Source organism: Marinobacter gelidimuriae (assembly GCF_000372805.1).
Lineage (GTDB): Bacteria > Pseudomonadota > Gammaproteobacteria > Pseudomonadales > Oleiphilaceae > Marinobacter > Marinobacter gelidimuriae.
In genome coordinates this window covers 98,071-111,115 of sequence record NZ_KB889919.1, presented here as the reverse complement: position 1 = coordinate 111,115, position 13,045 = coordinate 98,071, and the positions used below count along the sequence as shown (strand labels likewise).

The following is a 13,045-nucleotide window of genomic DNA, read 5'->3' as shown; positions in this document are numbered from 1 at the left end:
TTGCATGTGTTAAGCCTGCCGCCAGCGTTCAATCTGAGCCATGATCAAACTCTTCAGTTTAAATCATACAAGATCCGAAGATCTTAAATCTGCTCAAGACAAAAACTCAATTCTTGACGAGTCGTTGACTTGGTATTTCTTACCGAAATACTCCCGTCAGCGCCCACACGAATTACTTGGTTGATTTTTTAAAGAGCGTTTGAGCCGTGGCTCAATCAGGAGGCGAATCATACATCGTTTCGCTGCCCTGTCAACCGTTTTCGCGTTCAAAGTTTGAATCACATTTCCTAAACTTTTCAACGTCTTACCAAACAGTTTCCGCTTAATCTCTGCCCCCTCTAATCCGGGGTGTCCCTCAAGCGAAATGCGCATTCTACAGACTTCTCGGGACAGGTCAACGGGGAAAGTGAAAAATACACCCCATATTACACTGGGCGGCGGGGCTTTTTGCGAAACAGCGCTCGTACTGGCCCGGTTAGCGCATATACCAGGAAAGCACTGAACAAGACGGTGGCGGGGTCTAACGCAATCACCACAAACACCAGCACCACCAGCAGAATCGCCGCGAATGGCACTCTGCCCCGCATGTCCAGATCCTTAAAGCTCTGGTAGAGCACATTGCTGACCATCAACACGCCCGCACCGGCGACCACGAACAGCGTCAAAGCCGTTAACCAGGCCGATGGCTCGAACGTATGGAAGCACCAGACCATTCCTGCCACGGCAGCAGCGGCCGCAGGACTTGGCAGGCCCACAAAGTACTTCTTGTCGACCGATCCGATTTGGGTATTAAAGCGAGCCAAGCGCAAAGCCGTCCCAGCCACATAGATAAAGGTTACCGCCCAGCCCAGCTTACCCAGACCATTAAGCGACCAGAAGAACGCCACCAACCCCGGCGCCACACCAAAGGCCACCATATCGGCGAGGGAATCATACTCCTCGCCAAATTTGCTTTGGGTGTTGGTCATGCGCGCAACGCGCCCATCTAACCCATCCAGAATCATAGACACAAAGATGGCAATCGCTGCGTTGTCGAAAATACCGTTGGCAGCAGAGACAATCGCGTAGAAGCCCGAAAATAAAGAGGCCGTAGTGAGCGCATTAGGCAGCAGGAAAATACCTTTATGGCGGACAGGCGCCCCTCCAACCAACTCTTCTTCAATAACCTCTCCCGGCGGGAGCTCGTGAACGTCTTCCGTACCCTGGCCAGCAGAAGCAGACACCTCTGGCTTGTTGGCCGGATTGGGTTCGGCAAATTTTTTTTCGTCAGTCATTCCAATTACTCCGGAAAGTATTTGGCCGCAGTATATACGAAAAACGCGGCCACACGGGCCGCGTCTTACAAAGCCGGAAGCCTGGGCTTTTAGTTTTTGTCTTTATCTACGATCTTGTTGGCAGAGATCCACGGCATCATACCGCGCAGCTTTTCGCCAGTCTGCTCAATAGGATGGGCAGCGTTAATACGACGTGCAGCAGTCATGGACGGGTAGTTGAGAGCACCTTCCGAGATGAACATCTTGGCATATTCACCGCTCTGGATACGCTTCAATGCGTTGCGCATGGCCGCACGGGATTCAGCGTTAATGATTTCCGGACCAGTGACGTACTCGCCGTACTCTGCGTTGTTAGAGATGGAGTAGTTCATGTTGGCAATGCCGCCTTCGTACATCAGGTCGACAATCAGCTTGAGCTCGTGCAGGCACTCAAAATAGGCCATTTCAGGCGCATAACCCGCTTCGGTCAGGGTCTCAAAACCGGCTTTTACCAGCTCAACCGCACCACCACACAGAACCGCCTGCTCACCGAACAGATCGGTTTCAGTTTCGTCTTTGAACGTAGTTTCGATAATCCCGGTACGGCCGCCACCCACGCCGCTGGCGTAAGACAGCGCCAGGTTTTTGGCGTTACCGGATGCGTCCTGGTAAATGGCAATCAAGTCGGGAATACCACCGCCTTTAACAAATTCAGTACGTACAGTGTGACCAGGCGCCTTAGGAGCGATCATGATCACGTCCAGATCTTTACGGGGAACGATCTGATTGTAGTGAATAGCGAAACCGTGAGCGAAGGCCAGAGTGGCGCCCTGTTTCAGATTCGGCTCCACTTCGTCGCGGTACAGCTGTGACTGAAACTCGTCTGGGGTCAAAACCATCACTACGTCGGCAGCTGCAACGGCTGAGGGTACATCAGCCGTTTTCAGGCCATAGGCTTCGGCCTTGGCAATAGACGACGAACTGGCGCGCAAACCAACCGTTACGTCTACACCGGAATCTTTCAGGTTGCAGGCATGGGCATGCCCTTGAGAACCAAAACCAATAATGGCTACTTTTTTGCCCTGAATGATCGAAAGATCGCAATCCTTATCGTAATAAACCTGCATGACTAACCTCTATTGTTTGAGCGGCCCTGAGGGCCTGCGTTCTACGTTATGAATTCTTTAAAATCAATAGCCGTGAAAACCGATCGCCTTAAAGGCTGAGCACTTTTTCACCGCGAGCAATACCGGATACACCGCTACGCACTACCTCCAGAACACCGGTTGCACCGATGGCCTGAATAAAGCCATCCAGCTTGGCACTGTCGCCCGCCAGTTGCACGGTATACACCGAACTGGTGACGTCAACGATCTGGCCACGGAAGATGTCTACAGTGCGTTTGATTTCAGCGCGCTGGGAGCCCGTTGCTTTCAGCTTCACCAGCATGAGTTCACGCTCGATGTGGGCACCCTCGGTGAGGTCAACCAGCTTGATCACTTCAATCAGCTTGTTCAGCTGCTTGGTAATCTGCTCAATCACCCGCTCGGAACCCGTAGTCGTTACAGTCAAACGCGACATTGTCGGGTCTTCGGTGGGCGCAACCGTCAGGGTTTCAATGTTGTAGTTGCGCTGTGAAAACAGACCCACTACCCGCGACAGCGCACCCGGCTCGTTTTCCAACAAAACAGAAATGATTCGACGCATAATTACACCTTCTCCGTTTTGCTGAGCCACATATCTTTCATTGAACCACGGGCCACATGCATCGGGTAGACGTGTTCAGAAGGGTCCACGTAAATGTCCACGAACACCAGTTTGTCTTTCATGGCCAGTGCTTTTTTGAGCATGGGCTCCAGGTCTTCCTTGCGCGTAATCTTAATACCCTCGTGGCCATAGGCCTCCGCGAGTTTGACGAAGTCCGGCAAGGAGTCCATGTAAGAATGCGAGTGACGTGCCCCGTAATTCATATCCTGCCACTGTTTAACCATACCCAGAGCCTGATTATTCAGGTTGATGATCTTCACCGGCAAGCTGTATTGCTTGCAAGTCGACAGCTCCTGGATGTTCATCTGGATACTGCCTTCGCCGGTGATGCAGAGCACTTCTTCATCCGGAAAGTTAAGCTTTATGCCCATCGCTGCCGGCAAGCCAAAGCCCATGGTGCCCAGACCACCGGAGCTGATCCAGCGGTTGGGCTTGTCAAACTTGTAGTACTGTGCGGCAAACATCTGGTGCTGCCCCACATCGGTGGTGACATAGGCATCGCCATTGGTCAGGCGGTGCAGCATTTCCACCACCTCCTGCGGCTTGATCACGTCATCACTTGTTTCGTAGCGCATACCGTGAAAAGCACGCCATTCGTCGATCTGCTTCCACCAGGCTGCCAGCGCATCGGCGTCGGGCCTGACCTTGCTTTCCTTGATCAGCGACTGCATTTCTTTCAGCACAGAATCCACCGGCCCAACAATGGGCACATCGGCGCTAATGGTTTTGGAAATCGACGCCGGATCGATATCAATGTGGATGATGCGGGCACCGGGGCAGAACTTCTCGGTCGCGTTGGTAACGCGGTCGTCAAAGCGCGCACCAATAGCCAGAATCAGGTCCGCGTTGTGCATAACCATGTTGGCTTCGTAAGTGCCGTGCATGCCCAACCAACCAATGTGTTGCTTGTCGCTGGCCGGATAACAACCTATACCCATCAGCGTATTGGTGATGGGGTAACCCAGGCCGCGCACCATTTCAGTCAGCTGGCCAGAAGCCTTGCCCAGGATGACACCACCGCCGGCGTAAACAATCGGTCGCTTCGCCGCCAGCAGCATGTCCACTGCTTTTTTGATCTGGCCGGCGTGGCCACGAATGGCGGGATTATAAGACCGCAATTTGGTTTTTTTCGGAAACACATACTCGTAGCGATCGTTAGGCGCAGTCATATCCTTTGGAATGTCCACAACCACCGGGCCAGGTCGGCCGGTTGTCGCAATGTAGTAGGCCTTGCGAATAATTTCCGGGATTTCGGACGGGTGGCGTACGCTGAGGTTGTGCTTCACCACCGGGCGGGAAACACCGATCATGTCGGTTTCCTGGAAGGCATCTTCGCCAATCAGCGTTGATGCTACCTGCCCACACAAAACCACCATCGGAATGGAGTCCATAAAAGCAGTCGCAATACCGGTGATGGTGTTCGTCGCACCGGGTCCCGAGGTAACCAGCACTGTACCCGCTTTGCCGGTAGCACGGGCATAGCCGTCAGCCATGTGCACCGCCGCCTGTTCGTGCCTGACCAGAATGTGCTTGACGGTATCCTGCCTGAACAGAGCGTCGTATATATGCAGGGCTGCTCCACCCGGATAGCCATAAATGTTCTCTATGCCTTCATCCTGTAACGATCGGATGAGCATATCGGCGCCAGACAATAACTCCACGTTTTCGACCCTCTTCTGCAAATGAGTTAATCGGGGTACCACCCCGGCTACCTAGATATACGGTTGTGTGGCTTTTTGTGAAAGCTGAACCGATACTCCATCACGCCCAACCAACAAAGGTTGTCTCCCGGCCAGCCGCTCTCCTGAGGGTTGCGGAGAACAGCCAGTCAACAGATTGCACGTAAGCAACAACCATAACCGCAACGATGGGCGGTGTGTTAGGCGCGGTAATAAACGGGGGGGATATGAACGGGATTGCCGGCTACATCCCCTCCCGCATTCAGGCAATCAGTAATTCTGACAGCGGGAAACTCCCTGTCAATAGCCGCTTTGGCTAAATAGACTGTTACTTATTTGAACCAGGCAAAAGAAAAAAACCAAATGAGCTGACATGATCGCCCTAATACGCTATGACTACAGCATAATTAGCCAGTCACCCGTTTCCTGCGACAGGTTAACCACAGCGGACAATAAACGATGACGATACAACTGAAAACAATGGCTCTGTTATTGGCGATGGTGCCAGCCATGGCGAATGCAACGGCGGTGTACAAGTGGACCGATGCAGACGGCGTTACCCACTTTGGCGATCGCCAGCCCACAGGCACTCAAGCTGAACAGATTAGCGTAAGGTCTGGCCAGTCCAACTTCGTGAACAGTAACTCATCAGCCCAGCAGCAGGTGAATGAGCTGGAGCAGCGGCAGCAAGCCGCCAGCGAAGAATCACGCGCATTCGATGCTGCGGCTACCCGCCAGGCGCAACGCAAAACAAACTGCGCCGTGGCGCAACAAAATCTTGAGATAATCAGCAACAACGCCCGTATTCGAATCACCGAGGGTGGCGAACAACGATTCCTGACCCCAGACGAGGTCTCGCAGCAAAAACAGACGTACGAAGACATCGTTGAACAAAACTGCGGTGCTGAAAAAGCACCCTGACCATCAGATATTCGGGGCCGGTCAGGCCTTGTTGAACACCAGCGCGCCCTCTTCAACACGGGTGCGAATGGTGTCCCCGGGGCCGAAGCTATCTTGCAGCAATTGTTGCGCCAGGGGGTTTTCGATCATCCGCTGAATCGCCCGCTTCAGCGGCCTTGCGCCATAAACCGGGTCGTAACCGACATTGGCAAGCAACTCCATCGCGCTTTCGTCCAGGTCCAGAGTAATGTCCTGCTGCTGCAAGCGCTTGTCGAGAAGCTCGATCTGCACTTTGGCGATGCCACGGATCTGGCTCGCTGCCAACGGATGAAATACCACCACTTCGTCAACCCGATTTATAAACTCGGGGCGGAAGTGGGTGCCGACTTCATCCATCACCAGGGCTTTCATGGCGTCGTAGTTTTCTTCGCCCGCATACTGCTGGATGATTCCAGAGCCCAGGTTAGACGTCATCACTATCACGGTGTTGCGGAAATCGACGGTGCGGCCCTGGCCGTCGGTCAGACGTCCATCGTCAAGAACCTGCAACAGAATGTTGAACACGTCCGGGTGCGCTTTTTCTACTTCGTCCAGCAACAACACCGAATAAGGCCGCCGGCGCACGGCTTCGGTCAGATAACCGCCCTCTTCATAGCCCACATAGCCCGGGGGCGCACCAATCAGTCTCGCTACGGAGTGTTTTTCCATAAACTCCGACATGTCTATGCGCACCATGGCGTCGTCGGTGTCAAACAGGAAGGATGCCAGCGCCTTGCACAATTCGGTTTTGCCCACACCGGTGGGGCCGAGGAATAAAAAAGAGCCATTGGGGCGACTGGGGTCTGACAGCCCGGCGCGGGATCGGCGTACGGCGTTGGCTACGGCTTCTACAGCCTCGTTTTGTCCGATTACCCGCTTGTGCAGAGCTTCTTCCATGCGCATCAATTTGTCGCGCTCGCCCTCGAGCATTTTCGACACCGGAATACCGGTCCATTTGGAGACGATTTCAGCAATTTCTTCCTCGGTCACCCGGTTACGCAGCAGGGTTATTTCCATCATCTCGGCTTGGTTTGCCATATCCAGCTGGCGCTCAAGCTCAGGAATGCGGCCGTACTGCAATTCGGACATTCGACCAAGATCACCGGCTCGCCGGGCACTCTCCAGCTCGGTCCGCGCTTGTTCAAGCTCGCTTTTGATCTTCTGGGAGCCGTGTAAAGCGGCCTTTTCGGCGTTCCAGACTTCCTCCAAATCGGCGTATTCGCGTTCCAACCCGTCAATCACGCTGGAGAGTTCTTCCAGGCGTTTCTTCGATGCCGGATCAGTCTCTTTTTTTAGTGCTTCGCGCTCGATTTTCAGCTGAATCAGGCGGCGCTCCAGACGGTCCAGCGGTTCGGGCTTGGAGTCCATTTCCATGCGAATCTGGCTTCCAGCCTCGTCCACCAGGTCAATGGCTTTATCCGGCAGTTTACGGTCGGCAATGTAACGGCTCGACAGTTTGGCGGCGGCAATAATGGCACTGTCGGTTATTTCAACACCGTGGTGCACTTCGTAGCGCTCTTTCAGGCCGCGCAATATAGCGACGGTGTCTTCTTCGCTAGGCTCGTCTACCAGCACTTTCTGGAACCGGCGCTCAAGGGCCCCGTCTTTTTCAATGTGTTCCCGGTATTCATCCAGGGTGGTCGCACCCACGCAGTGGAGCTCACCGCGGGCCAATGCTGGTTTCAGCATGTTACCGGCGTCCATCGAGCCTTCGGCTTTGCCGGCACCCACCATGGTATGGATTTCGTCAATAAACAGGATAATCTGACCTTCCTGTTTTGTTAGTTCTTTCAACACAGCTTTCAGGCGTTCTTCGAACTCACCGCGAAATTTGGCACCGGCAATCAGCGAGCCCATATCCAGAGACAATACGCGCTTGTTTTTCAGGCCTTCGGGTACTTCGCCATTCACAATACGCTGGGCAAGGCCTTCCACAATAGCGGTTTTACCCACGCCAGGATCACCAATCAATACCGGATTGTTCTTGCGACGGCGCTGCAGTACCTGGATGGTGCGGCGGATCTCGTCGTCACGGCCAATCACCGGGTCAAGCTTGCCAGACTCGGCCATTTCGGTCAGGTCAATGGTGTATTTATCCAATGCCTGGCGATTTTCTTCGGCGCCGGCGTCGTCGACGGATTCGCCACCGCGGGCGTTTTCGATGGCTTTTTCCAGCGCGACCTTGTCCACGCCTTGCTCGCGCAGCACCCGCCCCAGGTTACCGCGATCTTCCAGCGCTGCCAGCAACATCAGTTCGCTAGAGACAAACTGGTCTTTACGCTTTTGCGCGAGTTTGTCGGCAATGTTAAACAGGCGGCCCATGTCGTTGGACATGGCAACGTCGCCAGCGCTGCCTTTCACTTCGGGCAGGTTCTCAATTTCTTTAATGACCGCCTGGCGGATGCGGGTGGGCTCGCCGCCAGCCTGTTTCAACAGCGGTTTAATGGAACTGGCATCTTGGTCTAACAGGGCCTGCATCAGGTGCAACGGCTCTATAAAATTGTGGTCTTTGCCAACAGCAAGGGATTGCGCGTCGGCCAGAGCGCTTTGCAGGCGGCTGGTTAGCTTGTCGATTCTCATGAGGGGCGCTCCGATTCTTTGTGCAATGGGACGATATCGGCCTATTGAATCTGCTTTGTTACTTAATGTAGGGGCGAATAGGCAGACTTCAAGTTAGTAACCGATTGGAGTGTCAGAAAATTGACGGGCGTCAGTTAAGACTGCCACTGCAGATGGAGCACGCGCGCCTGGGCTTCAAGGTTTCAGAACACGCCGTGAATACCTCCCTGTAGGCTTGACTGCAGCATCCATGCTGCAGTCAGTTCTGAAACCTTGAAGCCCAGACACGTTTGGTACTTTGGGAGAATGCTGCCGATTTTTACTGCAGAACCACCAGCGTTACCATCCGGCCGGTTTGGCCGTCACGGCGATAAGAGAAGAAACGCTGGTGGTCGCTGACGGTACATAGGCCGCCGCCATTTATTGAACTAACGCCGGCTTGTTGCAGGCGCTGTGTTGCCAGTTGGTAAATATCGGCCATGCAGTGACCGGGACGGGCGCCCTGGCTTGCGAACGCGCTGGATGCTTGCGGGCTGTGGTTGATAAACGCCTGGCGCACTTCCGGCCCTACTTCGAACTGGTCGGGGCCGATGGCAGGACCGAGCCAGGCCATCAGGTTTTCGGCGGGTTCGGCCATTGCTGTGATCAGGTTTTCTAACACGCCACCGCACAGGCTGCGCCAGCCCGCGTGGGCTGCGCCGACTATGGTTCCCTGGCGGTTGCAGAGTATGACCGGCAGACAGTCGGCGGTAAGAATGGCGCACACCACGCCGGGTTCACGGGTGAAGCTGGCGTCGGCGGGCGGAAGTTGGCTCAGGCTTTGTGCCTTAAGCTCAACCACGTCCGTGCCGTGCACCTGATTTAACCAGGCAAAGCCTTGTGCCGGCAGGCCAAGGTGATCCGCCAATCGTTGGCGGTTGATGGCGACATGCTGAGGGCGATCGTTAACGTGATCGCCCAGATTCAGCTGATCCCAGGGCGCCGCGCTAACGCCGCCCTGGCGGGTGCTGCTGAACGCCTGTACGTTGGCCGGAGCGGGCCAGACGGGCGTTATCAGCTGCAAATCAGAGCTCATCGCTTTCCATGTCCTTCACGTGCTTGCGCAGTGCGGCCAGCAACGTCTGGAAATCTTCTGGCAAGGGCACATCCCAACTCATTGTTTCGCCGGTTTGCGGGTGTTCCAGGGTCAGCTGACGCGCGTGCAGGGCCTGGCGATGGAAGCCAGACAGCACTTCGCGTAATTCTTCGGTGGTGCCTTTGGGCAAACGCAGGCGTCCGCCGTAGACAGGATCGCCCACCAGCGGGTGTTTCACGTGGGTCAGATGCACACGAATCTGGTGGGTACGTCCGCTTTCCAGTTTACAGCGCACGTGAGTGTGAGCAGCAAAGCGTTCAATCACGCGGTAGTGCGTAACGGCCGGCTTGCCGGATTTCACCACCGCCATCCTTTTACGTTCGGTGGGGTGGCGCCCGATTGGGGCATCCACAGTAGCGCCGCCGGTCAGGGTGCCTACTACAACGGCTTCGTATTCACGGCCCATGGTGCGGGTTTGCAGCTGGTTTACCAGCGAGGTGTGGGCAATCAGGCTGCGCGCCACCACCATAACGCCGGAGGTGTCTTTATCCAGGCGGTGCACAATGCCGGCGCGCGGCAGGTTTTCTACTTCCGGCGCTATATTCAGTATCGCGTTCACCAGGGTACCGTCGGCATGGCCAGCCGCCGGGTGCACCACCAGGCCCGCTGGTTTGTTGATGATCAGTATGTGCTCGTCTTCATAAACGATATCCAGGGTGATGGCTTCTGCCTGCCAGGTCACCTGCGCTTCCGGTTCGGCATCCAGCTCGAGCTTGTCACCCAGCATCACTTTATCGCGGGGTTTGCACTGGCCGCCGTTCACAGTCAGGGCGCCGCTTTTTACCCAGGATTGCAGGCGCGAGCGCGAGTGCTCGGGCATCAGGTCTGCGGCGGCCTGGTCAAGGCGCTTGTCGCTCAGTTTGGGTGGTATTACAAAACTGGCGATAATTCGGTTTTCAGCTGACATTAAGCCCCCAGGGCCTGGTTGTGTTACGTTTGGCTTATATTACGACAAACAGCCGGGCTTCTGCTGTGCTTCTACTGCACATCCAGTGCCTTCCCCGTTACAATGGTGGCTCTTTGAACTTTTCGACATTATACGGGATTCCGGCATGAGATCAGTTGTCCGTTTATGGGTAGTATCCGTAGTGGTTGTGCTACTCAGCGCCTGCGCCTCAAATAAGCCAGAGCAGGTATTGCCCGAGCAAACCTATTACGAGAACGCCCGCAGCGCCATGAATTCGGGCAATTTCAACGAAGCGGAAACCAATCTGGATGCTCTGGAAACTTACTATCCGTTTGGCCGTTACGCCGAGCAAGCCCAGCTTGACCTGATTTTTGCACGCTACCAGAACCTGGACCTGGAAGGCGCCCGCGCTGCGGCAGATCGATTTCTGCGACTGAACCCGCAAAGCGAACACGGTGGCTACGCCCTATACATGCGTGGCCTGGCCTCTTACAACCTGGACATCGGATTGGCCGCGCGCTACTTCCCGATAGAAGCCAACGCCCGTGCCCCAGGCGAACAGTTGCAGGCGTTCCGCGACTTTTCCGAGTTGCTCAACCGCTATCCTGACAGTTTGTACGCCGCAGATGCCCGCCAGCGGATGATTGCGGTGCGCAACCGTATGGCCGAGCTGGAACTTCACGCGGCCCGCTATTACATCACGCGGGAAGCCTACATTGCAGCCAATAACCGCGCCCGCTATGTGGTGGAGAATTACCCCAGCTCACCGGTGGTGGAAGAAACCATCATTATTCTGGCGGAGACATTTCGCTTTATGGACATAAAAAAAGGCAGCCAGGACGCCGTCGCTCTGCTGCGGACAAACTTTCCGGACAGCAAAGCGTTTAACCAAAACGGGGAATTTGAGCCCGATATTCTGCGCAAAGAGAACCGCTCCCTTACCAGCGTGATCACCTTTGGCCTGATGGGCAACGAATAACGTCGCTGTCCGCAAGTCGCTGAATCGGGGGCTATAACGGCCCCCGATTTTTTATACGCCGCTTTTCCAAGCGTTGGTAATGGGATAACGGCGGTCTTTACCGAAGCCCCGCTCTGAAACCCGCACACCGATTGGCGCCTGCCGGCGCTTGTATTCATTGATATCCACCAGGCGAATCACCCGCTCTACGTCCGCGCGGTCAAAGCCTGCGGCGATAATCACCTCGGCGCTTTCATCCTGTTCGACATAGCGATGCAAAATGGCGTCCAGAACGTCATAACCCGGCAGGTTGTCTTCGTCTTTCTGGTCTGGCGCCAGCTCAGCCGACGGCGGCCGTGTAATCACCCGTTCGGGTATAACCGGCTCCAGGGTGTTGCGATAGCGCGACAGCTCGAACACCTGGGTTTTTGCAACATCTTTGAGCACATCAAAGCCGCCAGCCATATCGCCATAAAGAGTAGAGTAGCCGACCGCCATCTCGCTTTTGTTGCCCGTCGTCAGCACCAAAGAGCCGAATTTGTTCGACAGCGACATCAGCAAAACACCCCGCAGGCGAGCCTGAAGATTCTGCTCGGTGGTGTCCACAGTGGTGCCGGTGAAGGGCTCGGCCAAGGTTGCCATAAAAGCATCGTACATGGGCTCGATTGAGAACACATCGTAGTGCACTCCCATAATGCTGGCCTGTGCCTCTGCATCTTGCAGGCTGATATCCGAGGTATAGCGAAACGGCATCATCACCGCCCTCACCTGCTCCTTACCCAACGCGTCTACCGCGATGGCCAACGTCAGCGCAGAGTCGATGCCTCCTGACAGACCCAGCACCACGGACTTGAAGCCATTTTTCCCGACATAATCCCGAACACCCATCATCAATGCTTGATAAACTTCCGCGCTTGCGGACAGCGGCTGTGGTAATGGTTGAGTAACCGGCTGGCAGGTTTCATCACATTCAAAGTCGACCACAAACAGGCCCGGTTCAAACTGCGGCGCTTCTGCGGCAACCTCGCCGTTGCCGTCGGCCACCAGCGAGCCACCATCAAACACCAATTCGTCCTGAGCGCCAACCAGGTTGACGTACACAATGGGCACGCCAGCGGCTTTGGCCTTACGCTGAACCAGAGCTTTACGCCGCAGCTGCTTGCCCTGGGAATACGGCGACGCATTCAGATTCAGCACCAGTTTTGCGCCAGCCGCTGCGGCAGTCTCAACCGGACCCTCTGCCCACAAGTCTTCACACACCGTAATGCCGACATCGACGCCCCGCAAACTGACAACTAATGACTCAAACCCACTGGCGAAATAGCGTTTTTCATCAAAAACCTGATAGTTAGGCGGGCACTGTTTGAAATAACGATGGCGAATCTTGCCGTTTTCCATCACCAGCGCCGCATTATAGAGTTTGCCGTTTTCACGCACCGGCGCACCAAACACCACAATCGGCGCCAACCCTGCCCCGCAGATTTCATCGATTGCCGCTTGTACGCGAGTGTCCAGGCTTGGCCGCAGCAGCAAATCCTCCGGCGGATAGCCGGTCAGCGCCAACTCGGGGAATACCACAATGTCAGCCTGGTGCTGGTTATCGGCTTGCCTTACCGCCGCAACAATCCGCTGGGCGTTGCCGGGTATGTCACCGACCAAAAAATCCTGTTGAACCATCACCAAGCGCAAAGGGCCCGGTGTTCGTGGGGATCGGGGCTGATCCGCTGTTAACGACATAGGTCGGCTCCTGTTACTGATGCCTTAAAAAGGGCTATTATAAACGCGCAGCCGCGCCAAGTCTGCGGCCGCGCCCACTGTGGGCGCCACCACCGGCAGCCAAAGGCTGCC

General features: G+C 55.3%; 10 protein-coding genes. 2 read left to right on the top strand and 8 right to left on the bottom strand.

The annotated features are described in order from the left end of the window. Positions 1–425: 425 nt before the first annotated feature. The 4 genes from pssA to A3OI_RS0115465 form a co-directional block, all read right to left on the bottom strand. Positions 426–1,274, bottom strand: a complete 849-nt coding sequence (pssA, locus tag A3OI_RS0115480; RefSeq protein WP_018405160.1) for a CDP-diacylglycerol--serine O-phosphatidyltransferase — start codon at positions 1,272–1,274, stop codon at positions 426–428. 89 nt (positions 1,275–1,363) lie between these two features. Beyond that, positions 1,364–2,380 (bottom strand): ketol-acid reductoisomerase, encoded by a 1,017-nt coding sequence (gene ilvC, locus A3OI_RS0115475; RefSeq protein ID WP_018405159.1) that lies wholly within the window; start codon positions 2,378–2,380, stop codon positions 1,364–1,366. A gap of 88 nt (positions 2,381–2,468) precedes the next feature. Then, positions 2,469–2,960, bottom strand: a complete 492-nt coding sequence (gene ilvN, locus A3OI_RS0115470) for an acetolactate synthase small subunit (RefSeq protein ID WP_007350353.1) — start codon at positions 2,958–2,960, stop codon at positions 2,469–2,471. A gap of 2 nt (positions 2,961–2,962) precedes the next feature. After that, positions 2,963–4,681, bottom strand: a complete 1,719-nt coding sequence (locus A3OI_RS0115465) for an acetolactate synthase 3 large subunit (RefSeq protein ID WP_040475120.1) — start codon at positions 4,679–4,681, stop codon at positions 2,963–2,965. A gap of 477 nt (positions 4,682–5,158) precedes the next feature. Between A3OI_RS0115465 and A3OI_RS0115460 the strand changes: the two genes are divergently transcribed. Continuing rightward, the gene (locus tag A3OI_RS0115460) at positions 5,159–5,620 is read left to right on the top strand and encodes a DUF4124 domain-containing protein (protein ID WP_018405157.1); all 462 of its coding nucleotides are present in this window, start codon (positions 5,159–5,161) and stop codon (positions 5,618–5,620) included. Positions 5,621–5,641: 21 nt separating this feature from the next. On the opposite strand, the gene clpB is transcribed toward A3OI_RS0115460, so the two are convergent. The 3 genes from clpB to rluD all read right to left on the bottom strand — a co-directional run bounded on the left by clpB (position 5,642) and on the right by rluD (position 10,239). Next, on the bottom strand, positions 5,642–8,218 hold the full coding sequence (gene clpB / locus A3OI_RS0115455; RefSeq protein WP_018405156.1) for an ATP-dependent chaperone ClpB: 2,577 nt from the start codon (positions 8,216–8,218) through the stop codon (positions 5,642–5,644). 298 nt (positions 8,219–8,516) lie between these two features. Then, complete coding sequence (pgeF, locus tag A3OI_RS0115450) at positions 8,517–9,272, bottom strand: peptidoglycan editing factor PgeF (RefSeq protein WP_018405155.1); 756 nt, start codon at positions 9,270–9,272, stop codon at positions 8,517–8,519. Then, entirely contained in the window at positions 9,262–10,239 is a 978-nt protein-coding gene (rluD, locus tag A3OI_RS0115445; protein WP_018405154.1) for a 23S rRNA pseudouridine(1911/1915/1917) synthase RluD, read from the bottom strand. Before rluD ends, pgeF begins: the two co-directional genes overlap by 11 nt. 145 nt (positions 10,240–10,384) lie before the next feature. Here rluD and A3OI_RS0115440 point away from each other — a divergent pair, with 145 nt between their 5' ends. Beyond that, entirely contained in the window at positions 10,385–11,218 is an 834-nt protein-coding gene (locus tag A3OI_RS0115440; RefSeq protein WP_018405153.1) for an outer membrane protein assembly factor BamD, read from the top strand. Between the two features lie 51 nt (positions 11,219–11,269). On the opposite strand, the gene A3OI_RS0115435 is transcribed toward A3OI_RS0115440, so the two are convergent. After that, positions 11,270–12,934: an NAD+ synthase gene (locus tag A3OI_RS0115435; RefSeq protein ID WP_018405152.1), complete on the bottom strand. Its 1,665-nt coding sequence runs from the start codon at positions 12,932–12,934 to the stop codon at positions 11,270–11,272. Between the last annotated feature and the right edge of the window lie 111 nt (positions 12,935–13,045).

Excerpts from the sequence above, each read along its gene's own strand:
- pssA (WP_018405160.1), bottom strand. The coding sequence starts at position 1,274 with ATGACTGACGAAAAAAAATTTGCCGAACCCAATCCGGCCAACAAGCCA.
- ilvC (WP_018405159.1), bottom strand. The coding sequence starts at position 2,380 with ATGCAGGTTTATTACGATAAGGATTGCGATCTTTCGATCATTCAGGGC.
- ilvN (WP_007350353.1), bottom strand. The coding sequence starts at position 2,960 with ATGCGTCGAATCATTTCTGTTTTGTTGGAAAACGAGCCGGGTGCGCTG.
- A3OI_RS0115460 (WP_018405157.1), top strand. The coding sequence starts at position 5,159 with ATGACGATACAACTGAAAACAATGGCTCTGTTATTGGCGATGGTGCCA.
- clpB (WP_018405156.1), bottom strand. The coding sequence starts at position 8,218 with ATGAGAATCGACAAGCTAACCAGCCGCCTGCAAAGCGCTCTGGCCGAC.
- pgeF (WP_018405155.1), bottom strand. The coding sequence starts at position 9,272 with ATGAGCTCTGATTTGCAGCTGATAACGCCCGTCTGGCCCGCTCCGGCC.
- rluD (WP_018405154.1), bottom strand. The coding sequence starts at position 10,239 with ATGTCAGCTGAAAACCGAATTATCGCCAGTTTTGTAATACCACCCAAA.
- A3OI_RS0115440 (WP_018405153.1), top strand. The coding sequence starts at position 10,385 with ATGAGATCAGTTGTCCGTTTATGGGTAGTATCCGTAGTGGTTGTGCTA.
- A3OI_RS0115435 (WP_018405152.1), bottom strand. The coding sequence starts at position 12,934 with ATGTCGTTAACAGCGGATCAGCCCCGATCCCCACGAACACCGGGCCCT.